The organism is Paludisphaera soli (assembly GCF_011064595.1).
Taxonomy (GTDB): domain Bacteria; phylum Planctomycetota; class Planctomycetia; order Isosphaerales; family Isosphaeraceae; genus Paludisphaera; species Paludisphaera soli.
Genome location: NZ_JAALJI010000029.1, coordinates 61,642 through 86,272 on the forward strand (window position 1 = coordinate 61,642; position 24,631 = coordinate 86,272).

General features: G+C 70.9%; 17 protein-coding genes and 1 tRNA gene. 12 read left to right on the forward strand and 6 right to left on the reverse strand.

All coding sequences use genetic code 11. The features are described from left to right. Positions 1 to 268: 268 nt before the first annotated feature. The gene (locus G6O68_RS26400; protein ID WP_165251796.1) at positions 269 to 862 is read left to right on the forward strand and encodes a hypothetical protein; all 594 of its coding nucleotides are present in this window, start codon (positions 269 to 271) and stop codon (positions 860 to 862) included. Here G6O68_RS26400 and G6O68_RS26405 read toward each other — a convergent pair. The 4 genes from G6O68_RS26405 to G6O68_RS26420 form a co-directional block, all read right to left on the reverse strand. Further along, positions 849 to 2,561, reverse strand: a complete 1,713-nt coding sequence (locus tag G6O68_RS26405; RefSeq protein ID WP_165251798.1) for an esterase/lipase family protein — start codon at positions 2,559 to 2,561, stop codon at positions 849 to 851. The two genes, G6O68_RS26400 and G6O68_RS26405, sit on opposite strands and share 14 nt — an antisense overlap. A 122-nt stretch (positions 2,562 to 2,683) precedes the next feature. After that, positions 2,684 to 4,597: a molecular chaperone HtpG gene (gene htpG, locus G6O68_RS26410; RefSeq protein ID WP_165251800.1), complete on the reverse strand. Its 1,914-nt coding sequence runs from the start codon at positions 4,595 to 4,597 to the stop codon at positions 2,684 to 2,686. A 232-nt stretch (positions 4,598 to 4,829) separates the two neighbouring features. After that, complete coding sequence (locus G6O68_RS26415; RefSeq protein ID WP_165251802.1) at positions 4,830 to 6,623, reverse strand: glycoside hydrolase family 15 protein; 1,794 nt, start codon at positions 6,621 to 6,623, stop codon at positions 4,830 to 4,832. A gap of 29 nt (positions 6,624 to 6,652) precedes the next feature. Next, positions 6,653 to 7,699 (reverse strand): glucose 1-dehydrogenase, encoded by a 1,047-nt coding sequence (locus tag G6O68_RS26420; protein WP_165251804.1) that lies wholly within the window; start codon positions 7,697 to 7,699, stop codon positions 6,653 to 6,655. A gap of 302 nt (positions 7,700 to 8,001) precedes the next feature. Here G6O68_RS26420 and G6O68_RS26425 point away from each other — a divergent pair, with 302 nt between their 5' ends. The 4 genes from G6O68_RS26425 (at position 8,002) to cysN (ending at position 13,094) form a co-directional block, all read left to right on the forward strand. Continuing rightward, the gene (locus G6O68_RS26425) at positions 8,002 to 8,892 is read left to right on the forward strand and encodes an NAD(P)-dependent oxidoreductase (RefSeq protein ID WP_165251806.1); all 891 of its coding nucleotides are present in this window, start codon (positions 8,002 to 8,004) and stop codon (positions 8,890 to 8,892) included. Continuing rightward, positions 8,889 to 10,148, forward strand: coding sequence for an MFS transporter (locus G6O68_RS26430; protein ID WP_165251808.1), 1,260 nt, complete (start codon positions 8,889 to 8,891; stop codon positions 10,146 to 10,148). The genes G6O68_RS26425 and G6O68_RS26430 overlap by 4 nt, the downstream gene beginning before the upstream one ends. A gap of 95 nt (positions 10,149 to 10,243) precedes the next feature. Further along, the gene (cysD, locus tag G6O68_RS26435; protein WP_165251810.1) at positions 10,244 to 11,164 is read left to right on the forward strand and encodes a sulfate adenylyltransferase subunit CysD; all 921 of its coding nucleotides are present in this window, start codon (positions 10,244 to 10,246) and stop codon (positions 11,162 to 11,164) included. 1 nt (position 11,165) lies between these two features. Next, entirely contained in the window at positions 11,166 to 13,094 is a 1,929-nt protein-coding gene (cysN, locus tag G6O68_RS26440) for a sulfate adenylyltransferase subunit CysN (RefSeq protein ID WP_165251812.1), read from the forward strand. A gap of 21 nt (positions 13,095 to 13,115) precedes the next feature. On the opposite strand, the gene G6O68_RS26445 is transcribed toward cysN, so the two are convergent. Continuing rightward, positions 13,116 to 15,608, reverse strand: coding sequence for a type IA DNA topoisomerase (locus G6O68_RS26445; RefSeq protein ID WP_165251814.1), 2,493 nt, complete (start codon positions 15,606 to 15,608; stop codon positions 13,116 to 13,118). 162 nt (positions 15,609 to 15,770) lie between these two features. Then, a tRNA-His gene (locus G6O68_RS26450) sits at positions 15,771 to 15,843 on the reverse strand. Positions 15,844 to 16,108: 265 nt separating this feature from the next. Here G6O68_RS26450 and G6O68_RS26455 point away from each other — a divergent pair. From G6O68_RS26455 to G6O68_RS26485, 7 genes are all read left to right on the forward strand, one after another. Further along, positions 16,109 to 17,113: a Gfo/Idh/MocA family protein gene (locus G6O68_RS26455; protein WP_165251816.1), complete on the forward strand. Its 1,005-nt coding sequence runs from the start codon at positions 16,109 to 16,111 to the stop codon at positions 17,111 to 17,113. Positions 17,114 to 17,469: 356 nt separating this feature from the next. After that, positions 17,470 to 17,829, forward strand: a complete 360-nt coding sequence (locus G6O68_RS26460) for a hypothetical protein (RefSeq protein ID WP_165251818.1) — start codon at positions 17,470 to 17,472, stop codon at positions 17,827 to 17,829. A 247-nt stretch (positions 17,830 to 18,076) separates the two neighbouring features. Next, entirely contained in the window at positions 18,077 to 18,517 is a 441-nt protein-coding gene (locus tag G6O68_RS26465; RefSeq protein WP_165251820.1) for a TPR end-of-group domain-containing protein, read from the forward strand. 159 nt (positions 18,518 to 18,676) lie between these two features. Next, the gene (locus G6O68_RS26470) at positions 18,677 to 19,510 is read left to right on the forward strand and encodes a purine-nucleoside phosphorylase (RefSeq protein ID WP_165251822.1); all 834 of its coding nucleotides are present in this window, start codon (positions 18,677 to 18,679) and stop codon (positions 19,508 to 19,510) included. Positions 19,511 to 19,577: 67 nt separating this feature from the next. Next, entirely contained in the window at positions 19,578 to 22,412 is a 2,835-nt protein-coding gene (gene ileS, locus G6O68_RS26475) for an isoleucine--tRNA ligase (RefSeq protein WP_165251824.1), read from the forward strand. Next, positions 22,409 to 23,086 (forward strand): phosphoribosylglycinamide formyltransferase, encoded by a 678-nt coding sequence (purN, locus tag G6O68_RS26480; protein WP_165251826.1) that lies wholly within the window; start codon positions 22,409 to 22,411, stop codon positions 23,084 to 23,086. The genes ileS and purN overlap by 4 nt, the downstream gene beginning before the upstream one ends. After that, a partial coding sequence (locus G6O68_RS26485) for an ArnT family glycosyltransferase (protein ID WP_165251828.1) occupies positions 23,083 to 24,631 on the forward strand: 1,549 nt, incomplete at its 3' end. The genes purN and G6O68_RS26485, both read left to right, overlap by 4 nt.

Below are 24,631 nucleotides of genomic sequence, written 5' to 3' on the forward strand. Positions count from 1 at the left end.
CGACAGGGTGCGGCCCTGTTGTCGGAAAGCGACATCCCGGCCATTCGGGGAAGGCTCGTCCGGATTCCGACGGGGGCGCTGTAAGATCCTTCGGGATGGATCGTTCCTGGTTTCAGAACCTGTCGCGTGCAAGGATTTCTCGATCCCAGGATGGGGAATCCAGGGGAAGGGTGCCACCTTCTCGAATCCGGGTCGCGGCGAAGCGGCCCCGAGATCAAGGAACCCGTCGACCGGCCTGCCGCGCGGATGACCGCGGAAGGGGGGAGCCATGGGTCGGAGTGGACTGGATCGCGCGGTCCCGGGCGGCGCCCGCCAGGGGCTGGGGATGCTCGTGTTCCTCGGCCTGACGGCCCTGCTGGTGTTCGCGCCGACGTACCTCTCGACGCGCCTGCGCCCCGGGGCGGGCGAGGAGGCGTGGTCGGAGCCGTCGAACCGACCGCGGACGACCGTGGGGGCCCGCATGGTGGAATCGCGGTTCTCGGACGGCTTCGAGGAAGTGGCCGCGGAGGTCGCCGAGGCCCCCGAGGCGACGAGCTGGGAAGCCCTGCGCGCCCTGCTGGAGAAGCGCGGGCGGACGGACCTCTGGTATTCGATCCGGGTCGCCTGGCTGATGGACGACGGCAGCGAGGCGGAGGTGACGTACGTCCGCCAGCCCTACCACGACCGCTATCACTTCCTGGAGTTCGTGCAACTCTCCAGGGGCCAGGCGCTCGGGCCCGAGACGATCTGGACCGCCGCCTGGGGCGGCGACGGCGAGCCCGGCTCCGAGCATCAGGGCCGGTTGCCGGAGACGCTCCTGGAGAAGCTCCTCACGAGTTCGACCATCGACCAGAACGGCTTCCGATCGGTCAACGTCCGCTGACGGGGGCCGTCGCGACGTGGCGTCGGAGGATGCGATCGACCTCGACGAGCGTGAAGTCGCTGGAGTTCATCGTGGTGTGGAACTCGGGGACGAGGGTCTCGCTCTCGGCCCCGGGGTGGTGGGCGCTCGCGATCGGCACCGCGCCGTCGCCGTGGGCGACCGCCGCCGGCACCTTCGCCGTCCCGGCGATGGTGTGCAGCCGGACGTTCGGGTTCACCGGCAGGCAGCGCATGACCTGATGGACCGGCTCGCGGCGTCGGAGCATCCCGATGCTGTTCGGGAGCCCGTACATGTAAGGCTTGATCGCGCCGGGGTTGTCGCGTTCGACTTGCGGGACCAGGGCGCGGAGATCCTCGGGGCGGCGGGTGAGCCGCTCGCTGATCACGCCGCCCGGCTGCGCCGCCACCCCCAGGCCGTCGTGCGGGGTCGCCAGGAAGACGACCCGTCGCACGAAGGGGACCGGCTCGAAGAAGAAGAGGTCGGCCAGGAACGCGCGAGCCGCCTCCGCGAGGGCCAGCGATTCCAGCGGCCGGTTCGCCACCAGGTTCCAGAGCGCCCGGCCGCTGGAGACGATCTGGAGCTTGATGAGCAGCCCCCCCATGCTGTGGCCCAGCAGCACCGTGTTCTGGAGCCCGGGATCGGACCGCGAGGGGTCGAACGCGGCCTCGAAGCGATGCAGGTCGCGACGGAACAGGGCGGCCGAGTGCAGGAACGTGAGCCCCGTCGCGTAGCGGTAGCCGATGATCTGGTAGCGATCCAGGAATCCCGGGATCGACCGCAGGCTGTTCATCAGGTCGGTGAACGTATAGGGCGTGTCGTACAGGCCGTGGACGAAGATCAGGGGGATCTTGCCCGGTTGGTACGGTTCCAGCATCCCGAGGAACGCGCGGTCGACGTCCTGGCTGGGGTTCAGCAGGCCCGACCAGCCCGACTGGAGCCCGCCGGTCGCCTCCTCCAGGTAGGCGATCGGGGCGTCCAGGTCGGAGGCGAGGGTCCAGCTCGCGCCGGTCGGCGCGACCTGCGAGACGCGCAGCGGGTCGTGGAACTCCAGCACGTCGCCCGGCCCGCCGGCCCCGCCGCACCAGGCGTCGAGGTCGGGCCTCAGGACGGCCGTCGCGGGGAAGAACATCGGCTCGGGGAGGAACGCGTCGTCGGCCGTCGCGTGGGGGTTCTGACGCCGCACCACCTGCGTCGCGCCGACGCCCTCGCGGGCGTGCCTCCGCTGATTGGAAGGATTCCGAGGCGCGGCGGCGGGGTCGAGGAGCTGATGGAAGTCGGCCGGCGACCAGACGAATCCCCGGTGGACGATCGGGACCACGATCACCCCGCGCGGGGATCGGACCAACAGTCGGGATCGGGGATCGAGGGCCCGGTGGCAGGTTGCGGAGCGCAGGCAGTCCGCGAGGTTCTGGTTGTACAGGGCGACGGCCCGGCCGCAGCGTCGGGAGTCCGGGTCGGGGTCGGCCGTCATCGCGGCGAAGGCGAAGACGGCCCCCTCGTAGTAGCGGTCGACGCACTCGCGCGAGCCGACGCGCTCGGCGCGGGTCGCGAGGCGGCGAGCGGAGGCCGCCCGGGCCAGAGCGGCCTCGGGATCGATCCCGGCCGCACCGGCCGCGCAAGGGGCCGCCAGCAAAAGCGTCGCGACGAGCGCGAGGCGCAGGCGGGGACGGGGCAGGCCGGCTCGCCGAGTCTCTTCCATGAACGCCTCGTCGGACAATCGATCCTTCCGCGACGCCGGGCGACGCCGTATCCGATGCCAATGCGATCGGTCGCCCGGGTCCGGCGGCTTTCATGGAATTCGGCGAGCCGGTCGGAATTCGCTCACATCACGATCAGCGGCGAGCGCTTGTCGGCGGCCTCGTCCATGAAGGTCTGGATCCGCGAGACCAGCTCGCGGGCGTCCGGGGTGACGCCTTCCAGGATCAGGGCGTTGGACCAGAGCTGCAGGCCGCACTCCTTGATGAAGGCGTCGTGCTCCGCGTTGGCGGCCAGGCGGCCGAGGCGGCGGATCAACGGGGCCTTGGGGTTGATCTCCAGGATCCGCGACATCTCCGGGACGTCCTTGTTGGCCATCTTCAGGATGCGCTGCATCTGGGTGGAGAGCCCGCCGTCGGCGTTGACGAGGCAGCAGGGGCTGTCGGTCAGGCGCTTCGACTCGCGGACCTCGCGGACGCGGGTCCCGACGGCCTCGCGGAAGAGTTCGAGCACCCGGGCGAAGCCGGGCTCGGCCTTCTCTTCGGGCGTCTCGACCTTCGACTCCTCGTCGGCCGCCTCGGGGAGGTCCAGGTCGTCGGAGTCGATCGAGGTCAGGAGCTTGCCGTCGTACGAGCCGAGGGCGTTGGTGACGAACTCGTCGATCGGCTCGGTGAGGTAGAGTACCTCGATCTTCCGCTTGCGGAAGACCTCCAGGTTCGGGTTCTTCTCGATCGCGGCGAGGTCGGGGCCGCCGAGGAAGTAGATCCGCTTCTGGCCCTCGGGCATGCGGGCGACGTAGTCGTCGAGGGAGACGTCGAGCCTGCCGTCGGCCTTCTGCGACGACGCGAACCGGATGAGCTTCGCCAGCCGATCGCGCTGGGGGGCGTCGACGATCGCGCCTTCCTTGAGCAGCGTGCCGAACTGCTCGGTGAAGGTCTGGAAGGCCTCGGGCTGGTCCTTGGCGAGTTGGTCGATGCGGTCGAACACAGACTTCAGCAGCGACCCTCGGATCCGGCGGATCACCGTGTTGTCCTGGAGCGTCTCGCGCGAGACGTTCAGGGGCAGGTCTTCGGAGTCGACCAGGCCGAACAGGAACCGGAGGTAGTCCGGCAGCAGCTCGCGGCAGTCGTTCTGGACGAGCACCCGCTTGGCGCAGAGGCTGACGCCGTGCTCCAGCCGGGGGAATCCGTAACGCTCCAGGTTCGACGGCGGGCAGTAGAGGACCGCGTGGAACTGGATCGGCGAGTCCACCGAGGCGTGCAGGTGCCAGAGCGGCTTCTCGTCGGGGTGGTGGCTCAGGTGCTGGTAGAAGCGGTCGTACTGCTCCTCGGTCACCTGACGCTTGGGCTCGACCCAGATCGGCTTCTGGTCGTTGATGACCTCGCCGTCGGCGCCGAGCTTGATCGGGTGGGGGACGAAGCTCGAATAGCGCCGGACGACGTCCTTGATGTGGTACGGCGAGGCGAAGTCCTTGGCGTCCTCCTTGAGGTGGAGGATGATCTCGGTCCCGCGGGGCAGGGGCCCTTCGACGGGCTCGACGGTGAACCGGCCGGTGCCGTCGGAGGCCCACTCCCAGCCGTGCTCGTCGCGGTAGCTGCGGGTGCGGACGCGGACCTGATCGGCGACCATGAAGGCCGAGTAGAAGCCGACGCCGAACTGGCCGATGAGCGAGACGTCGGCCTTCGCCCGGTCCTCGGCCGACAGGCTCTTCAGGAACTCGCCCGAGCCGCTGTGGGCGATAGTCCCCAGGTTCGCGACCAGCTCGTCGCGGGTCATGCCGACGCCCGTGTCGCGGATCGTCAGCCGGCGTTCGGCCTCGTCGGGGACGATCGCGATCTCCAGCGTGCCGCACTCTCGCTGCGAATCGTCGGTCAGCGAGACGAACCGCATCTTGTCGAGCGCGTCGGACGCGTTCGAGATCAGCTCCCGGAGCGCGATATCGCGGCTCTGGTACAGCGAGTGCGAGAGCAGGTGGAGGAGCTGCTTGATCTCCGCCTGGAAGGTGAATTCCTGCCGTTCCTGCGCGTCTGCGGCTGTCATAATCGGCGATCACCCCGAATCGAGACCCCATGAAGCCGCCAGGCGCTCGCCTGCGGCCTGTCCCTCGGACGGTCTTCGGTGCAAGCCGCGCGCCGCCGAACGGCCCGACGCGCAAGTCTCGGCCCAGCAAGAAACTACCGAACGCACGAGGTTGACCGCCGCCCCGACAGGCATGCCGAGGCGGGGAGGCGACCGACAAAATGGCAGGCTGCAGCCGGGCCCGGACGGGTGCTCAACCGTTCGGACGATCGTCAGCCGCGCATCCAGGGCTCGGGGCGAGGTTGTAGGCCGTGTTGACCAGGCCGATGTGGGAGAAGGCCTGGGGGAAGTTGCCGAGCAGCCGCCCGGCGGCCGGGTCGTAAGCCTCGGAGAGCAGCCCGACGTCGTTGCGGATCGACAGGAGCTTGTCGAAGATCCGCTGGGCGTCATCGCGACGGCCCATCAGGGCGAGCACGTCGGCCAGCCAAAAGGTGCAGAGGAGGAACGCGCCCTCGCCCGGCGGCAGGCCGTCCACGTCAGGGGCGAACGTGTAGCGGTTGACGAACCCGTCGGTCATCAGGTTTCGCTCGATCGCCTCCACGGTCCCTCGGACCCTCGGGTCGGTCGCCGGCAGGAACCCGACGAGCGGCATCATCAGCAGGCTGGCGTCGAGTTCCCGGCCGCCGTACGACTGCACGAACGAGTTCAGGCCCGCGTCGAATCCGTCGCGGCAGACCTGGGCGTGGACCTCCGCCCGCAGGGCCTTCCATCGGCCGACGGGCCCGTCGAGGCCGGACTGCTCCACGGCCTTCACCGCGCGGTCAAAGGCCACCCAGGCCATGACCTTGGAATGGGTGAACTGGCGGCGGGGGCCGCGCACCTCCCAGATCCCCTCGTCGGGCTCGCGCCAGTCCGATTCGAGGAAATCCATCAGGGCGCGCTGAAGTCTCCAGGAGTCGCCGTCGCCCTCCAGGCCGAGCCTTCGGGCCTGGTGCAGCGAGTCCATCACCTCGCCGTAGACGTCGAGCTGGTGCTGTCGCCAGGCGCCGTTGCCGACCCGCACCGGGGCCGAGCCTTCGTAGCCCGGGAGCCAGGGGATTTCCATCTCGGTCAGCCGACGCTCGCCCGAGAGCCCGTACATGATCTGGAGCTTGGAGGGCGCCCCGGCGACGGCGCGAAGCAGCCATTCCCGCCAGGCGGCGGCCTCCTCGCGGTAGCCGGCGAGCATCAGGGCGTAGAGCGTGAACGTCGCGTCGCGGAGCCAGCAGTAGCGGTAGTCCCAGTTCCGCACGCCCCCCGCCAGCTCGGGCAGGGAGGTCGTCGGCGCGGCGACGATCCCGCCCGTCGGGGCGTAGGTGAGCGCCTTCAGGGTGATCAGCGAGCGGCGGACGGCCTCGCACCACTCCCCCTCGACGGTGCATCGCCCGGACCATTCCCGCCACCAGGCCTCCGTCTCCGTCAGGGCGGCCGAGACGTCGAGTTCCTCGCAGCCGGGCTCGTGAGACGGATGCCACGTCAGGTCGAACGAGGTCCGCCCCCCTTCCACCGCGTCGAACTCGGCCAGCGTCTTGAAGTCCTCCCCATGGGTCTCGACGTCGGTGCGAAGCTCCAGCATGTCCGGGCCGGCGATGGCCCGGACCCCGCGATCCGCCCTCCGCACCCAGGGGACCACCGACCCGTAGTCGAACCGGATGATCAGCTCCATCGTCATGGGGACTCGACCGCGACGCCCCTCGACGATGCGGACGAGGTCGGGCGACTTCGACCGGGGGGGCATGAAGTCGATCAGCGCGACCGTCCCCTCGTCGGTCTCGAACTCCGTCTCCAGGATCAGGGTCCCCTCGCGGTAGCGTCGGCTCACGCGACGGATCGGCCCGCGGGGCGCCAGGAGCCATCGACCGTTCTCGGGGCCGCCGAGGAGGGCGGCGAAGCAGGCGGGCGAGTCGAACTTGGGCGTGCAGTACCAGTCGATGGAGCCGTCGCGCCCCACCAGGGCGGCGGTCTGACAGTCGCCGAGGAGCGCGTAGTCTTCGATGCGGCCGGGCATGGCAGGACCCCTTTCGAGGGTTCGTCGCGTCAGGCGGTCAGGTCGATCACCGACTTTACGTCGTCGGCGCGATGCTCCAGGGCCTCTCCCCAGCGACCCAGGGGCGTGCGTCGCGTGATCAGCCGCTCCAGCCAGGAGCGGTCGGCGCGGGCGAGGGACTCGGCGGCCATCTCGTAGTGGCGGCGGTTGGCGTTGACCGAGCCGAAGACGACGTCGTTCTGGAGCACCATGTCGCGGGTGAACTCCGCCACGTCGAACTTCTTCTCGGTCGAGCCGGGAGGGATGCCGGTCAGGCAGACGATCCCGCCGGGGGCCGAGCAGGTCATGACGTCGAGCACCAGCTTGCCGGCCCCGGTGCACTCCACGATCACGTCCATGTCGAGGCACGTCCCCTCGACGCCCTCGGTGACGTAGTCCGCCCCCAGGTCGCGGACGAGCCCCGGCTTGGGGCCGTCGGTGTTGCGGTCCAGGACGTGGACCTCCAGCCCGCGCTGGCGGGCCATGAGGGCGGCGAGCAGTCCGACCGGGCCGGCGCCGGTGATCAGGGCGCGCCTCGGCTCCCACCGGGCCCGCCGGCCGATCGCCTCGATGTGCTCCCACGCCTTGGCCAGGACGCTCGCCGGCTCCAGCAGGACGCCGACCCGCTCCAGGCCCGGATCGAGCCGGACGGCCAGCGCGGGCTCCAGCAAGTAGCGCTCGGCGGCGAAGCCGTCCAGCTCCTTGATGCCGTGCTCGGTGTACTTCCCGTTGCGGCACATGTCCCACTCGCCGGCCGCGCAGTTGGGGCAGGGGACGGGGTCGGGATGCCGCACGACCCCCACGACGATGTCGCCGGCCCGGAAGTCGCCGCCGTCGGGGGCCTCGATCACGCGGCCGAGCGACTCATGCCCCAGGATCAGCCGCTCGCGGCCGGGAGGGGCCCAGCCGTACTCGCCGTCGAGGATCTCGTGGTCGGTGCCGCACACGCCGAGGGCCAGCCCCTGAACGAGCAGCCGCTCGCCGTCGGCCTCCGGCTCCGGAAGGTCGTCGAGCCGCGCGGAACCAGCGACGCCCGGGATCACGGTCAAGGCTCGCATCGACAGCTCTCTCCACGGATTGGGCCGACCGCGACGGCCGGCGGATCAAGCCGGGCCCCAGGCGCGGCCGTCGCGCCTTCCTCCTGAAGCCCCGAGCCTCTCGCTCGGGCGGGGGCGATCCACGGAGCCCGACGTTCGCCGCGGACTTGCCGCAATTGTCGGGCCGTCGTCCGAAGACCCTCCGAGGGCGACGGGTGGTCGCGGCGGGCCGCCACGTCGATTTTCTTTGAGCCGGGGTCGACGATCCACTACGCTGTCCTCTCGTCCGCAGCCCCCCGAGCATCCAGGACCCTCGCCGGAACATGAGCGAAGCCCCCCTCCAATCCCTCGACGCTCCGATCGGCCTCATCGGCGTCGGCCTCCTCGGGTCCGCGATCGCCGAGCGGCTGTCGACCGCGGGATGGCGGGTGACGGGCTGGGACGTCGACCCAGGCCGGCTGGCCGACCTGGAAGCCCTGGGAGGCACGGCGGCCGAAGGGGCGGGGGGGGTCGTCGGCGCGTGCGACCGGATCCTACTCAGCCTCCCGAACGACGAGGTCGCGGCCGAGGTCCTGCGTTCCATCGAGGGGGCCTTGCGGGCCGGGCAGGTCGTCGTCGACACCTCGACGGGCTCGCCGGAGGCCGCCGTCGAGCAGGCGAGGAGGCTGCGGGCGCTCGGGGTCTCCTACCTCGACGCGACCGTCTCGGGCAGCAGCCGTCAGCTTCGCGACGGCGAGGCGGTACTCATGGTCGGCGCCGACGACGAGGCCTTCGAGGCCTGCCGCGAACTGTTCGCCCGCCTCGCCGCCAGGACTCTCCGCACGGGACCGCCCGGGAGCGGGGCCAGGATGAAGCTGGTCACGAACCTCGTGCTCGGCCTGAACCGCGCGGCGCTGGCCGAGGGCCTGGCCTTCGCGGAGGCCGTCGGCGTCGATCCGTCGGCGGCGCTCGCGGCGCTGGCGGGCGGCGCGGCGTACTCGCGGGCGATGGACGTCAAGGGTCGGAAGATGATCGAGGGAGACTTCGCGCCTCAGGCCCGGCTCTCGCAGCACCTGAAGGACGTGCGGCTGATCCTGAGCGCGGCGGAGGCGGCCGGGCTGGCGCTGCCGCTCTCGCAGGCGCACCGCGGGCTGCTGGAGCGGGCCGAGGCCGGGGGCCTGGGAGGGCTCGACAACAGCGCCGTCATCGAGGCGATCCGGGGGCCGCGGCCATGACGCCGGCCCCCCTCGAGCGGAGGGCGAAGGCGGCGGTGCTGACCGCCTCGCTGCTGGGCATCGTCCTCGACGGGGCGGAACTGGGCCTGATGCCCGTCGCCTCGCTCTCGGTCTCCAGGAGCCTGCTCGGCGACTCGTTCACGCCGACGCTCGGCGGCGACTGGTTCGCCCGGTTCACCGCCGCCTTGATGCTCGGCGCGGCGATCGGCGGGATCGCCCTGGGGGCGCTCGGCGACCGCATCGGCCGGGCCCGGGGGATGGGCCTGAGCATCCTGATCTACTCGACCTTCGCAGGCCTGGGGGCCTGGGTCACGACCCAGGAGCAGATGCTCCTGCTGCGGTTCCTCGTCGGCCTGGGGGTGGGCGGGATCTGGCCCAACAGCGTCGCCCTGGTCTCCGAGTGCTGGCCGGGCGCCTCGCGTCCGCTGGTGGCGGGGATGATGGCGGCCGGCCTGAACTCCGGCATCCTCGTCCTGTCGCAGGTGGCCCGCGCCTGGCCGATCACTCCGGACTCGTGGAGGTGGCTGTTCCAGCTGGCCGGCGCGCCGGTGCTGCTCGGCGCGGCCGTGCTGGCCGCGTTGCCGGAGTCGCCGGCCTGGCTGGCCTCGCGGGGCTCGTCGAAGGGGACAAGGCCCCCGTTGCGCGAGCTGTTCGGCCCGTCGCTCCGCCGCGCCACGCTGACGGGGATCGCCGTCAGCGCCGTGCCGATGGTCGGCGCGTGGGCGGCGAGCAAGTGGATGATCCCCTGGGCGGATAAGGTCGCCGGCGTCTCGGAGGTCGGCTACAAGGCGGCCACGCAGGGCTGGTGGGCGCTCGGGGCCGTGCTGGGGAGCTTCGCCGGGGCCCAGGTCGCGGCCCGGCTGGGGCGACGCCGCGGCTACATGCTGATCAGCGTCTCGGCGACCCTGCTCACGGTCGCCATGTTCCAGCTCACGGCGCCGCTGCGGCCGTCGTTCCACCCGATCGTCTTCGCGCAGGGGCTGGTCGCGACCCTCTACTTCGGCTGGCTGACGGTCTACCTGCCGGAGCTGTTCCCGACCCGCGTGCGGGCGACCGGGAGCGGCCTCGCCTACAACTGCGGCCGGTTCGCCACCGCCGGCGGGGTCCTGATGGCCGGCGTGCTCTTCACCGCGATGGGGGGCGACTACGCCCGCGTCGGGGCCCTCTCCGCCCTGATCTACGCCCTGGGGCTGCTCGCCATCGCCTGGGCCCCCGACGGCCCGCCGGAACTGGAGCCGGCGACCTCGCACCGCTGAGGCCCGGGCCGGGTCCCGTCGACGATGCGCCCCTATCGATAAAGAGGGGCGGATCTCCTATAATCGGGGGCGAAGAAGGCCGAACAGGAGGACGGATGATCAGCGCCAGTTACAACCCGACCCATCTGAAAGTGCTCGAGGCGGAGAGCATCCACATCATCCGCGAGGTGGCCGCCGAGTTCGAGCGGCCGGTGATGCTCTACTCGATCGGCAAGGATTCGGCCGTCATGCTGCGGCTGGCGCAGAAGGCGTTCCACCCCGGCCGCCTGCCGTTCCCGCTGCTGCACGTCGACACGACCTGGAAGTTCCGGGCGATGATCGAGTTTCGCGACCAGTTCTGCCGCGAGCAGGGCCTGGACCTCAAGGTCTGGACCAACCCGGAGGGGAAGGCCCAGAACATCAACCCGTTCGACCACGGCTCGAAGAAGCACACCGACGTCATGAAGACGGCGGCGCTCAAGCAGGCGTTGAACCACTACCAGTTCGACGCGGCGTTCGGCGGCGCCCGCCGCGACGAGGAGAAGAGCCGGGCCAAAGAGCGCGTCTACAGCTTCCGGGACCGCCTGCACCAGTGGGACCCGAAGAACCAGCGGCCGGAGCTGTGGAACCTGTACAACTCCAAGGTCAACAAGGGCGAGAGCATCCGCGCCTTCCCGCTGAGCAACTGGACCGAGCTGGACGTCTGGCAGTACATCCACCTGGAAGACATCCCCATCGTGCCGCTCTACTTCGCCGACGTCCGCCCGGTCGTCGAGCGCGACGGCACGCTCATCATGGTGGACGACGAGCGGATGCGGGCCCGGCTGCGCCCCGGCGAGGAGCCCATGATGAAGCGGGTGCGGTTCCGCACGCTGGGCTGCTACCCGCTCACCGGGGCGATCGAGAGCGAGGCGACGACCCTGCCGGAGATCATCGAGGAGATGCTGCTGGCGAAGAACTCCGAGCGGCAGGGCCGGGTGATCGACCACGACGAGACGGGGTCGATGGAGCAGAAGAAGCGCGAGGGGTATTTCTGAGATGCAAGCCGTTGACCTGAGTCAGGAAGACATCCACGCCTACCTCGCGCGCCACCAGAAGAAGGAGCTGCTGCGCCTCCTCACCTGCGGCAGCGTCGACGACGGCAAGAGCACGCTCATCGGCCGGCTTTTGCACGACACCAAGATGATCTACGAGGACCAGCTCGCCGCCGTCAAGCGCGACAGCGAGAAGGTCGGCACCACCGGCGCCGGCGAGATCGACCTCGCCCTGCTGACCGACGGCCTGAAGGCCGAGCGCGAGCAGGGGATCACGATCGACGTCGCGTATCGCTACTTCTCGACCGACCGCCGCAAGTTCATCATCGCCGACACGCCCGGCCACGAGCAGTACACCCGCAACATGGCCACCGGCGCGTCGACGAGCCAGCTGGCCGTCATCCTCATCGACGCCCGCCACGGCGTGATGACCCAGACCCGCCGGCACTCGTTCATCGTGTCGCTCCTGGGGATCCGCCACGTCGTCGTCGCCGTCAACAAGATGGACCTCGTCGGCTACTCGCGGGACGTCTTCGAAGAGATCAAGGACGACTACACCGGCTTCGTCGCCAAGCTGGACCTCCGCGACATCACCTTCATCCCGATGTCGGCCCTGAAGGGGGACAACGTCGCGTCCAAGAGCGACGCGATGCCCTGGTACACCGGCCCGCCGCTGCTGGACCACCTGGAGACGGTCCACATCGCCAGCGACCGCAACCTGACCGACCTGCGGTTCCCGGTGCAGTACGTCATCCGCCCCAACCTCGACTTCCGCGGCTTCGCCGGCACCGTCGCCTCCGGCATCCTCCGCAAGGGGGACGAGGTGATGGTCCTGCCGTCCGGCAAGCGCAGCCGGATCAAGTCGATCGTCACCTACGACGGCGACCTGGAGGAGGCCTACGCCCCCCAGGCGGTGACCGTCACCCTGGCCGACGAGGTGGACGTCAGCCGCGGCGACATGCTGGTCCAGCCGGAGAACCCGCCCCACGTCAGCAGCGAGATCGAGGCCATGGTGGTCTGGATGGCCGAGCAGCCGCTCGTGCCCGGCCGGGCCTACACCCTGAAGCAGACCACGCGTCAGGTGTCGGCCGAGGTCGCCTCGTTCCGCCACGGCGTCGACGTCAACACCCTGGAGCACCGCGCGATCGCTCGGCTCGGCCTCAACGAGGTCGGCCGCGTGCAGCTCAGCCTGACCCAGGCGCTGGCGTGCGACCCCTACAAGGCCAACGCCGCGACCGGCGCGTTCATCCTGATCGACCGGCTGACGAACAACACGGTCGGCGCGGGCATGATCCTGGAGGCCGGCGGCCGGCCGCCGGGCGACGTCTGGGAGGCGGCGGCGGTCCGCCTCAAGATGCGCGAGAGCCTCGTCAAGCCGGCCGAGCGCGAGGAGCGGTACGGCCAGTCGCCGGCCACCGTCCTGCTCGTCGGCCTCACCGGCAGCGGCAAGAGCCGGATCGCCTACGCGCTCGAACGCCGCCTCTGGGACGAGGGCCGGGCGGTGACGGTCCTCTACGGCCAGAACATGCGGCAGGGCCTGAACCGCGACCTGGGCTTCACCGCCGACGACCGCTCGGAGAACCTCCGGCGGTCGGCCGAGGTCGCCAAGCTGATGAACGACGCCGGGATCATCACGATCGCCGCGTTCGTCGCGCCGCACGAGGCCGTCCGCGAGAAGGCCAAGCAGCTCATCGGCGCCGACCGCGTGCTGGAGGTCTACTGCACGGCGCCGATGGACGTCCTCCGATCGCGCGACCAGAGCGGCGCCTACCGCCTGGCCGACGAGGGCAAGATCGCGCAGATGCCGGGCGTGACGGCGGCCTTCGAGGAGCCGAAATCGCCCGACCTCACGCTCCAGACCGACCAGGTCGGCCTGGACGAGAGCGTCGACCGGATCGTCGAGGTGATGAAGGCGCGGGGCCTCCTGCGCTAGCGGCCGGCCTCTTCGCACCCATCAGCCGAAGTCGAAGCGGACCTCGCCCGCTTCGATCTTCAGCCTGGCGTCGAACGACTTCCCGGCCTTCGACTCGAAGCCCTTCAGCAGCGGCGTGCGGCCCGACTTGAGCAGAGCCTGGGCCGACCTGACCGAGATCTTCTTGCCGGCGATGACCTTCCAGATCGTGAACTTGCAGCCGGCCTTCCAGCCCGAGCAGCCGTAGCCCTTGGCCCCCTCGACGACCTCGGACTTGCACAGGGGGCAGGCCCCGATCGCGACCGCCGCGAACGGGGCGGGCTCCGCGCCGGGGGCCGCGGGCTCGGCCGCTTCCTCGGCCGGCTTCCCCTTGCGGGCCCGCTTCGGGGCCGAGGACTTCGCGCCGGCGCGGCCCCCCCCGGACCGCTTCACGGACCTGGCTTCGGATCGCGCCTCCGCGCCGGATCGCGGGGCGGCCCCGCCCCTCCCGCCGAACCGCCGTTCGACCGCCGCGGGGATCGGCACGTCCATCAGCACCCCGGACTCCGATAGCTGCAAGAGCGCCTCGCCCGCGCCCTCGAGCGCGATCGGGCGGCTCAGGACGCGCCTCTGGATCAGCTCGCGGACCTGGGCGTCGTCGAGCGTGAGTCCTCGGTACTCCCGGAACAGGGTGAACTTGCAGCCCTCCTTCCAGCCGGAGCAGCCGAAGCCCTTCTTGCCCGCGATCACCGGCCGCCCGCAGCGGGGGCAGTCCCCCAGGCGGGACGGGTCGGCCTCGCCGTCGTCGGCCGTGCGGATGATGTCGCCGGTGTAGCGGAGGATCTCCGCCATGAACCGCGAGGGCTCCAGCCGGCCGCGTTCGATCTCGCGGAGCTGAGCCTCCCACTCCCCCGTCAGCTCGGGGCTCTTGAGGTTCCGGTCGCGGACGATCGCCACGAGATAGCGGCCCAGATCGGTCGCGGCGAGGGCCTTCTTGTCGCGGACGATGTAGCCGCGGTCCAGAAGGGTCTCAATGATCGCGGCGCGGGTGGCCGGCGTCCCGAGCCCGCGTTCCTTGAGCGCCTCCTTCAGGGCCTCGTCCTCGACGAGCTTCCCGGCCGTCTCCATCGCGCCCAGCAGGGTCCCCTCGGTGTAGGGCTTGGGAGGGCTCGTCCGCCCTTCGCGGACCGAGGGCTCGTGGGGGCCGCTCTCGCCGACGCGGAACTCGGGCAGCTCCTGTTCGTCCTCCTTCTCGGGGTCGGGCTTCCTCGGGTCGAGCACCGTCCAGCCGGGATCCACCACCCGGACGCCCCGCGCGCGGAAGGGGACCTCGTTCGACTCGCCCGAGACCGTCGTGACCTCCTTGACGCAGGTGGGGTAGAAGGCGGCGATCAGGCGGGTGACCACGGCGTCGTACACCTTCTGGGCGGCCGGGACGAGCGAGCCCGGCTTCTTTCCGGTCGGGATGATCGCGTGGTGGTCGCTGACCTTGGCGTCGTTGATCAGCCTGCCCGTGAAGTTCAGGGCCGACAGGTCCAGCCGCGCGATCTGGTCGCCGCGTTGCGACCGGAGGTCCTCCAGGATGCCGGGGATCTTGGGCTTCATGTCGTTGCCGAGATACCGCGAGTCGGTCCTGGGATAGCTGATCAGCTTGGCCTCGTACAGCGACTGCGCCGCCTTCAGGGTGGCGTCGGCCGACAGGCCGTAGCGGCGGTTCATCTCGCGCTGGAGTTCGGTCAGGTCGTGGAGCTGCGGGGGGGGCACCCGCTCGGGCTTGCGGTCGACCCCGACGATCGCGAAGGGCCGTTCGCGGATCTGATCGAGCAGGGCCAGTGCCTCGGCCTCGACGACGAAGCGGCCCCCGGCGAACTTGAAGGCGACGGACCGGTAGCGGGTCGTCAGCTCCCAGAAGGGCTCGGGGACGAAGGTGCGGATCTCGTCGTCGCGGCGGACGATCAGGGCCAGCACGGGCGTCTGGACGCGGCCGACGCTCCAGAGCCTCCCGGTCGACCGATGCCGGACGGTGTAGAAGCGCGTGGCGTTCAGGCCGACGACCCAGTCGGCCTCGCTCCGGCATCGGGCCGCCGCATAGAGGGCGTCGTATTCCGCGAGGGGCCGGAGCCGGCCGAACGCCTCGCGGATCGCCGACTCGGTCAGGGAGCTGAGCCAGAGGCGTCGCGCGGGCTTGCCCACGGCCCCGCTCAGCTCCTGGATGTAGCGGAAGATCAGCTCCCCCTCGCGGCCGGCGTCGGTGGCGCAGATGATCTCGTCGGCGTCGCGGAGCAGCTTGCGGATCACGCCGAGCTGCTTCCGGGCCCCGGAGTCGCCCCGGGGCTTCAGCTCGAATCGGTCGGGCGCGAAGGGGAGGGTCTCCAGGGACCATCGCTTCAGCGCCGGGTCGTAGTCGTCGGGGTCTTTCAGGGTCGCCAGGTGTCCCAGGGCCCAGGTCACCTGGTAGTCGCGGCCCTCGAAGTAGCCCTCGCGGCGCGAGGAGGCGCCGAGGAAGCTCGCCAGCTCCCGGGCCACCGACGGCTTCTCGGCCAGGACCACGCGCATGCGACGACCTTCCGAACGGCCAGGGATCCGGACGGGGCCGTCGGTCGGGTGCGGCGATCGCGAGGAGGGCTCACGGCGTCAGGTCGCCCCGCGTTCGGAGGTCGCTTCGCCGACGGACGGCGGGTCCACTCGTCTCGCGTCCGAGTGGAATGATCGAGGAAGGGTGGCTGACGGGATTCGAACCCGCGATATCCAGATCCACAATCTGGTGCCTTAACCGCTAGGCCACAGCCACCATCGATGACGAGAAGACACGATAATCGGGGCCGTGGGTTCGCGTCAAGTCGGGCCGCGGCAAAAGGTGGCCGAGGGGGGAGTGGGAAACGCTTTGCGCAGCCGCCGGGAGGGGGCTTGAGAAAATCGCTACAAGGCCTTGACTCGCACGGATAAACTCATGACGCTGGCCGATCGGAAGGCGGGGCGGGGGGGTCGGTTTTTCCGGCCCCGGACGCGCCCGATCGAGGGACCTGCTCCTGGGGCGTTTCGGGGCGACGAGTGACATGGCAGATTCCTTGCTGCGGATCGGGATCGCCGGGTGCGGTCAGGCCGCGCGGATCCACGTGGAGCGGCTGCTGCGGGAGGCCGACGTCCAGATCGTCGGCTGCGCCGACCCGCTCCGCGAATCGGCCGAATCGCTCGCCGAGGCGATCGCCGCGAAGGCCGGCGCCAGGCCCGCCGCGTTCGACGACTACCAGGCCCTGCTGGACCAGCGTCCCGACGCCGTGGCGATCTTCACGCCCCACCTCCGCCACTACCGGCAGGCGATGGACGCGCTGCAGGCCGGGATCCACGTGTTCGTCGAGAAGCCCCTGTCGACCAACCCGCAGGAGGCCGACGACGTCGTGACCCTCGCGCGGGGGCGTAAGCTCAAGGTGGCCGTCGGCCACCAGTACCGGCTGCGTCCCAGCCTGGCCGAGGCCCGCAAGCGGCTGGCGGCCGAGTCCGTGGGCGCGCTCCGCCTGGTCACCGCGACCCTCTCGCAGCCCTGGCTGGCCCGCCAGCAGGAGCGCGAGGCCGAGACCTCCTGGCGGTTCGACCCCAAGCTCTCCGGCGGCGGGCTCCTGGCCGACGCCGGCGACCACCTGGTCGACTCCTTGCTCTGGACGACCGGCCGGACCGCCCGAGAGGTCTTCGCCGTCCAGGGCCGGCTCGCGTCGGGCCTCGACGTCGTCACGGCCGCCGCGATCCGGCTCGAAGGGGACGTGCCGGCGACCCTGGCCCTCTCGGGCGTCTCCCAGGGGAGCCTGTTCGAGCTGAACTTCTTCGGCGAGCGCGGCCGGATCCGCGCGACCGACTCCCTCCTGGAAGTCGACCCGGGCGACGGCTCGGCCGTCGTCCCCGTCGAGCTGCCGGGGCCCGCCGAGTCGATCGACGCCAACTTCCTCGCCGCCCTCCGGGGCCTGGGGCCGCTCTCGTGCTCGGCCGAGGACGCCCTCGACACCGTCCGGCTCAGCGAGGCCGTCGCCCGCTCGGCCGCGACCGGGCAGGTGGTCCAGCTCGTCTGACCCCCCTTCGCGGCGCGACGCCCGGCCCCGCCCCCGGCGCGTGCGGGTCGTGAGGGTTCTCGGGCAGGATCCCGGAGCACGCCGAATCAACCGGAGCCGAGTCCCTTCAAGGCGTCGATGAAGTCTTGCCGAACAATCGAGAGTGAACGCCCGCGGCGCGTCGACCCGCATCCGCCGCGACCCAGGCCCGAGCGAAGCCCAGACCAACACGCGACCACGCCGACGAGATGACGAAACCAAAGACCCCCTCTCGAATTCCACCCCCTGATCGACCTGCGGAACGGGGCGGCCCCCCGAGACGTCACGTCTCGAACGCCCGCCCCTTCCTGGCATCCCTTGGCCCGAGGACCGGATCCATGCTCGAACTTGAGACGACGTCCGCCGTACTGGAGCCTCTCGCCTCCCCCGAAGAGATCCGGGACGGCGGGAAGCCCTGGCCCTCCTTCCTGGACGCCCGCCATCCCGGCGAGGAGGAAGAAGCGGAGTTCGACGAAGCCTTCGACGACGAGGAAGACGACGAGGAAGAGTTCGACGACCTCGAGGAGGAAGAGGACATCGACGACGACTTCGACGACGACGAGGAAGACATCGACCCCGAGGTCGACGAGGAGATCGACGACATCGAGATCGACGACGACGAGGACGACTTCGACGACGACGACGAGGACGACGACTTCGACGACATCGACGAGGAAGACGAGGAAGACATCGACTGACGCCCCGCCCCCCCGGGCGTCCTCGATGGCACCGAGAGGCAGGCCGCCGGCCTGCCTCTTCGCGTTCCCGAAGGCCCCCCCGCCGCGTCCGCCGGATTTTCCCGAAGGGGGCGGCGGAATGCACCTTGCCGCGCGCCGCGCCTTGCGGATATCCTAGGAGCGATCGCCGGATCGGCCGCCCTCCCCCGGCGCTTTCGTCGGGCGAGTCGGGCCGGTGACGGTGGCAGGCATGAAGGGAGACGCAGCGATGGGCGGATCGAACGATTGGACGGGGGATTCCACCGAAGATCGACCGACCCCCGAGACCTCGACTCGTCGGCTGCGGGACCAGTCCCAGCGCGACTTCGAGATCGAGTTCCTCGGCGGCATCCTCGAGCGCGACCCGTACCTCGTCGAAGTCCTCCGCGTGCACGCCAACAACCTGGCGGCCAAGGGTTTGTACTCCCGCGCCCTGCAGCTCGACCGCCGGCTCGTCCGGCTCCTCCCCGAAGACGCGATCGCCTGGTACAACCTGGCCTGCAGCTACGCGATGCTGGGCATGATCGACCCCGCGTTCGCCGGCCTGCAGCGGTCGCTGGAGCTGGGCTACCAGTGTCAGGAGCGACTGCGACACGACCCCGACCTGAAGACGCTCCGCCGCGACCCTCGCTTCCTCCGCCTGATCCGCCGCTTCGAATTCATCCTCTGACCGGCCCCGCCTCCGACCCGATCCGGAACGCCCCGGCCGCGCCGACCCGAACGTGCTGAAGAGGGCGGGCGTCGCCCACCGATCCCCGGACGGTGGCCGACGCCCGCTTTCTTTTTTCGCCTCCGCCTCCGACCCTCGATGAGAGCCACGGGAAGTTCGATGACCCACCACGATTGGGAGCACGTCCGGGAGGCCGCGGCCGTCGTCCGGGCGGCCTGGCCGGGGAGCCCGAAGGTCGGCCTGGTCCTGGGCACCGGCCTGGGGGCCCTCGCCCGCGAGATCGAGTCGCCGGTCGCGATCCCCTATCCGGAGATCCCCCACTTCCCCCGCTCCACGGTCGATGGCCACGCCGGCCGGCTCGTCTGCGGGACGCTGGCCGGCCACCCCGTGCTGGCGATGGAGGGCCGGTTCCACCTGTACGAGGGCTACACCGCCGCCCAGGTGACGTTCCCCGTCCGGGTGATGAAGGAGATGGGCTGCGAGCTGCTGATCGTCTCCAACGCCTGCGGCGGGCTGAATCCCCAGTTCCGCAAGGGGGACCTCATGGTCATCGAGGACCACATCAACCTGCTGGGCGTCAACCCCCTGATCGGCCCCAACGACGAACGCCTCGGCCCCCGCTTCCCGGACATGAGCCGGCCCTACGACGAGGAGCTGCAGGAGATGGCCCTCCGCGCGGCGCTCGAGGCGAACATCGTCGCCCACCGCGGCGTCTACGTGGCGGTGACGGGCCCGAACCTGGAGACCCGGGCCGAGTACCGGTTCCTCCGCGCGATCGGTGCCGACGTCGTCGGCATGTCCACCGTCCCCGAGGTCCTGGTGGCCGTCCACGCCGGGCTGAAGGTGCTGGGCTTCTCGATCGTCACCGACATGTGCCTGCCCGACGCCCTGGAGCCGGCGACCCTCGAGGACATCCTCGCCGTCGCCAATCAGGCCGAGGGGAAGCTCCGCACCATCGTCCGGGGCGTGCTCGAAGGCCGGCCCTCCTCCTGAGTGAAGTGAGGCGAGCCCCCGCGCCGCCTCCCACCGAACCGACCCGTCCCGGGGATCTCGAAGCGTCATGTCCACGAACGCGAAGCCCTACAAAGAGACCTTGAACCTCCCCGCCACCGGGTTCGAGATGAAGGCCAACCTGCCGGCGCGCGAGCCGAAGATGCAGGAGGGCTGGCGCGAGCAGGACCTCTACGCCCGGCTCCGCGAGGCCCGCCGGGGCGCCCCCCGCCGCGTGCTCCACGACGGCCCGCCGTACGCCAACGGCGACATCCACATGGGCACGGCCCTGAACAAGATGCTCAAGGACTTCGTCGTCCGCTCGCTCTCCATGCGCGGGTTCGACAGCCCCTACGTCCCCGGCTGGGACACCCACGGCCTGCCGATCGAGCACAAGGTCATGAAGGACCTGGGCCCGAAGGCCGCCTCGCTCGACCGCGCCGAGGTCCGCGAACTGTGCCGGGTCGAGGCCATGAAGTGGGTGGACGTCCAGCGCGCCCAGTTCCGCCGGCTCGGCGTCCTCGGCGACTGGGACGACCCGTACCTGACGCTCGACCCCCGCTACGAGGCCGGCATCGTCGACGTCCTGGCCGACCTGCTCGACGCCGGCTACGTCTTCCGCCAGCTCAAGCCGATCCACTGGTGCACCTCCGACCAGACCGCGCTGGCCGAGGCCGAGCTGGAGTACCGCGACGAGACGACCCCCAGCATCTACGTCAACTTCCCGATGGTCGCCGGAGTCCCCGACGCCTGGCTCGCCGCCGAGGGCTCGAAGCCCGAGGAATGGTCGGCGATGATCTGGACGACGACCCCCTGGACCCTCCCGGCCAACGTCGCCGTCGCCGTCCACCCCGACCTCACCTACGCCGGCGTCCGCTACGTCGACCCCGAGACCGGCCAGGTCGTCCGCACCATCCTGGGGGCGGACCTCGTCGCCCGGGTCATGGAGCTGCGGAAGATCACGGACTTCGCCGAGGTCGGCCGCTGCAAGGGCCGCGAGCTGGAGCACGCCCAGTACCGCCACCCGTTCCTGGACCGGGTCTCGCCGATCGTCCTGGCGAACTACGTCAGCGTCGAGGACGGCACCGGGCTGGTCCACACCGCCCCCGGCCACGGCGGCGAGGACTACCAGACCGGCCTCGCCTATCAGCTCCCGGTCCTCAGCCCGGTCGGGCCCTCGGGCAAGTTCACCGACGAGGCTCCCGAGTGGCTCGTCGGCCTGCACGTCTTCGCCGGCAATCCCAAGGTCGTCGCCCACCTCAAGGAGTCGGGGCACCTGTACCTGGAATCGCCGCTCTCGCACAGCTACCCGCATTGCTGGCGCTGCAAGAAGCCGGTCATCTTCCGGGCGACCGAGCAGTGGTTCGTGGGCGTCGACCGCAACGACCTCCGCGGCCGGACGCTGGAGGAGATCAAGCAGGTCCGCTGGTATCCCGAGTGGGGCCAGGCGCGGATCGAGGCGATGGTCTCGCTCCGCCCCGACTGGTGCATCAGCCGCCAGCGCTCCTGGGGCGTGCCGATCCCCGCCCTCGGCTGCACCGCGTGCCACGCCCAGCTGCTGACGGCCGAGACGGCCCGCCACTTCCGCGACCTCTTCCGCAAGGAAGGGGCCGACGCCTGGTTCAGCCGGCCCGTCGAGGAGATCCTCCCCCCCGACGCCAAGTGCCCCCAGTGCGGCGGGACGAGCTTCCGCAAGGAGGGGGACATCCTGGACGTCTGGTTCGAATCCGGCTCCAGCCACCGCGCCGTGCTGGCGAAGGGCTTCGAGCTGGGCTTCCCGGCGTTCATGTACCTGGAGGGTTCGGACCAGCACCGCGGCTGGTTCCAGTCGTCGATCCTGACTTCGGTCGGCACCACCGGAAAGGCCCCGTTCGAGAGCATCCTGACCCACGGCTTCGTCGTCGACGACAAGGGCCGGAAGATGGCCAAGTCCGAGGGGAACGCCATCCCCGCCGTCAAGGCGACCGAGCAGCACGGGGCCGACGTGCTCCGGCTGATGGTCTCCAGCATGGACTACGCCGACGACGTCCGGATCAGCGAGCGCTCGATCAAGGAGGCGTCCGAGGCCTACCGCAAGATCCGCAACACGTTCCGCTACCTGCTGGGGAACCTGGAGGACTACGCCAAGTTCGACCCTTCGACCGTCGACCTGGCGACCCTTCATGAGATCGACCACTGGGCCCTCGGCCAGCTCAACGGCGTGATCCGCGACGCGCTCGCCGCCTACGAGCGGTTCGAGTTCTACAAGGTCCATCAGCGGATCTACCAGTTCTTCTCCGTCGAGCTGTCGAGCTTCTACCTGGACGTGCTCAAGGACCGGCTCTACGCCGAGGAGCCCCTGGGCGCCGACCGCCGCGCCGCGCAGTTCGTCCTGCACAAGCTGCACGACGTGCTGACTCGGCTCCTGGCCCCGATCCTCCCGCACACCGCCGAGGAGTCGTGGGGCTACATGCCGCACGGCCAGGACCTGCCGGCGAGCGTCCACCTGGCGACCTTCCCCGAGCCCGACCCCCGCTGGGACGACGCCGAACGCGACGCCCGCTGGGAGACCCTCCGCGAGGCCCGCGACGCGATCCTCCGGGCCCTCGAAGGGCTCCGCAAGGACAAGACGATCGGCAGCGCCCAGGAGGCGTCCGTGGTGGTCGCGGCGCCGGCCGCCGACCTGCCGCTCCTCCAGGCCGACCGCGACCTGCTGGCGACGATCTGCCTGGTCTCCGAGGTCGAGATCCGCGAGGGCTCGGGCGCCGACCGCTTCCAGGTCTCGGCGTCGCGATCGGCCCACGGCAAGTGCGAACGCTGCTGGAACTACCGCCCGAGCGTCGGCCGGTCTCCCGAGCACCCGACGCTCTGCGAGCGCTGCGTGCGGGTGGTGACGGCCGCCGCCGAGAAGGGCGCCGCGTCATGACCGCCACGCCCAGCGGCCCCCCGTCGCGGCCGATCTCGCCGATCCGGCTGGGCGTCTGCGTCTCCGGGGGGGGCACGACGCTCCAGAACCTGCTGGACCGGATCGCCGCCGGCACGCTCGACGCCGAGATCGTCCGGGTCGTCGCCGGCCGCCCCGGCATCGCCGCGATCGCCAGGGCGGAAAAGGCCGGCCTGCCCGTCTCCGTCGCCGACTCGGCCCGGCAGCGGACCGACCTCGACGCCTTCAGCGCCTCGATCTTCGGCCCGATCCGGGAGAGCGGGGCGGACCTCGTCCTGCTCGCCGGCTTCCTCGCGCTGGTGAGGATCCCCGAGGACTTCAAGGGTCGGGTGGTCAACATCCACCCCGGCCTGATCCCCTCGTTCTGCGGCAAGGGGTATTACGGCGGGCGGGTGCACCAGGCCGCGCTCGACTACGGCGTGAAGGTCAGCGGCTGCACGGTCCACTTCGCCAGCGACGAGTACGACGAGGGGCCGATCATCCTCCAGAAGACCGTCCCGGTGCTCGAAGGGGACGACGCCCACGCGCTGGCCGCCCGCGTCTTCGAGGCCGAGCGCGAGGCGCTCCCCGAGGCGATCGCGCTCTACGCCGCCGGGCGCCTCCGCATCGAGGGTCGTCGCGTGCGGATCGTCCCGGCTTCCCCGGGCGGAAGATGACGACGAGCCCCGACCGCCGGCCGCTGGCGTGGGCCCTGATCGTCGGCCTCTGCGCCCTGGCGCTGGGGCCGGGCCTGGGCGCGGGCTCGCGGCTGTCGTACCACGAGGGCTTCGTGGCGCAGGGGGGCCGGGAGATCCTGGCCTCGGGCGACTGGTCGGCGCCGACGATCGGCGGCCGGCCCTGGCTGGAGAAGCCGCCCTTGCCTTTCTGGATGGTCGCCGCCGCGGGCGCGACCGTCGGCGGGGTCTCGCCCCTGGCGGCGCGGCTCCCCTCGGCGCTCGCCGCGACGGGCCTGGCGCTGGGCGTCGCGTACCTGGCCCGCCGTCGCTTCGGCGACCGGATCGCGCTCCTGGCCGGCGCGGTGCAGGCCACGACCGTCTGGGCCGTGATGCGAGGCCGGCTCGCCGAGGCCGACGTCACGCTCGCCTGCCTGTTCGTCTGGACGATGGTCGCTTTCGACCGGGTCCGCGAGACCGAGGACGAGGCCGGCGACGAGCGCGACCCGCGGCGTCGGGCTCGCTGGCGCTGGGCCTTCTTCGCGCTTCTGGGGATGACTTCGCTCGTGAAGGGGATCGGCTTCGGCGAGGCCCAGGTCGCGGCGGCGGCGATCGCCACGCTCGCGTGGGACCGCCGGCCGGGAGCCTGGCGACGGTTCGTCCATCCGGCGGGCTGGCTGCTCGCGGCGGGCCTCTCGCTGGCCTGGCCGATCCTGATGGTTTCTCGCCACGGAGCCCGCGCGGCGTCGTTCTGGCTGATGCACGTCACGGACCGGTTCGGGGAGAGGACCGGTCACGGCGTCTTCGCGGGCGAGGGTCTGGGCGAGTACGCCGTCAACCTGCTGGTCCAGGGGCTCCCCTGGACGCCCTTCGCGATGTTCGGCGCCTGGCGGTCGATCGCGAGGGGCTCGGCCGGCGACCGCCTGCTGGCGTGCTGGGCGGTCCTGCCGCTGGTCCTGGTCTCGATCCCGGGCGGACGCAACGGGCACTACGCGATCTACACGATGATCCCCTGGTCGATCTGGGCGGCGATCGCGCTGGAGGCCCTGGGCGATCGCCTGGTCGCGATGGGACGCCCTCCCGCGCGGGTGCGTCGCCTGGCGTTCGTCGCGTTCGGCCTGCTGGCGGCGGCCTTAGGCGCGGGCTTCGGCCTGGTCGCCCCGCAGTACGAGCGGCGGGGCGCCGAGCCGGCCTTCTATGAGCGCGTCGCGTCCCTGGTCGGGCCCGACGAGCCGCTCGTCCTGGTCTACGACGACTGGGACCGCGACCCCTATCCGACCCCCTTCGGCCCGATCCCGCACGACCTGGCGGTGCGGCTCTATTACCTCGGCCGCCCCGCCGTCTGGATGCTCGACGAGCCGTCCGGGCCGATCGCACCCGCCCCCTCGGTCGCCGTGATCGGCCGCGACCGCGACCTCCCCGCGCTGGCCGAGGCCGGCGACGTGGAGGTCCTGGCCGAGGGCCCCGACGGCCGCTGGGACCGCACCTTCCGGCTCTTCCGCCTGCGACCGATGGGCGGAGAGATTTTCCCTTCCCCCCTGGTGGGGG

Coding starts and splice junctions, on each gene's coding strand:
- G6O68_RS26400 (WP_165251796.1), top strand. CDS start 269: ATGGGTCGGAGTGGACTGGATCGCGCGGTCCCGGGCGGCGCCCGCCAG.
- G6O68_RS26405 (WP_165251798.1), bottom strand. CDS start 2,561: ATGGAAGAGACTCGGCGAGCCGGCCTGCCCCGTCCCCGCCTGCGCCTC.
- htpG (WP_165251800.1), bottom strand. CDS start 4,597: ATGACAGCCGCAGACGCGCAGGAACGGCAGGAATTCACCTTCCAGGCG.
- G6O68_RS26415 (WP_165251802.1), bottom strand. CDS start 6,623: ATGCCCGGCCGCATCGAAGACTACGCGCTCCTCGGCGACTGTCAGACC.
- G6O68_RS26420 (WP_165251804.1), bottom strand. CDS start 7,699: ATGCGAGCCTTGACCGTGATCCCGGGCGTCGCTGGTTCCGCGCGGCTC.
- G6O68_RS26425 (WP_165251806.1), top strand. CDS start 8,002: ATGAGCGAAGCCCCCCTCCAATCCCTCGACGCTCCGATCGGCCTCATC.
- G6O68_RS26430 (WP_165251808.1), top strand. CDS start 8,889: ATGACGCCGGCCCCCCTCGAGCGGAGGGCGAAGGCGGCGGTGCTGACC.
- cysD (WP_165251810.1), top strand. CDS start 10,244: ATGATCAGCGCCAGTTACAACCCGACCCATCTGAAAGTGCTCGAGGCG.
- cysN (WP_165251812.1), top strand. CDS start 11,166: ATGCAAGCCGTTGACCTGAGTCAGGAAGACATCCACGCCTACCTCGCG.
- G6O68_RS26445 (WP_165251814.1), bottom strand. CDS start 15,608: ATGCGCGTGGTCCTGGCCGAGAAGCCGTCGGTGGCCCGGGAGCTGGCG.
- G6O68_RS26455 (WP_165251816.1), top strand. CDS start 16,109: ATGGCAGATTCCTTGCTGCGGATCGGGATCGCCGGGTGCGGTCAGGCC.
- G6O68_RS26460 (WP_165251818.1), top strand. CDS start 17,470: ATGCTCGAACTTGAGACGACGTCCGCCGTACTGGAGCCTCTCGCCTCC.
- G6O68_RS26465 (WP_165251820.1), top strand. CDS start 18,077: ATGGGCGGATCGAACGATTGGACGGGGGATTCCACCGAAGATCGACCG.
- G6O68_RS26470 (WP_165251822.1), top strand. CDS start 18,677: ATGACCCACCACGATTGGGAGCACGTCCGGGAGGCCGCGGCCGTCGTC.
- ileS (WP_165251824.1), top strand. CDS start 19,578: ATGTCCACGAACGCGAAGCCCTACAAAGAGACCTTGAACCTCCCCGCC.
- purN (WP_165251826.1), top strand. CDS start 22,409: ATGACCGCCACGCCCAGCGGCCCCCCGTCGCGGCCGATCTCGCCGATC.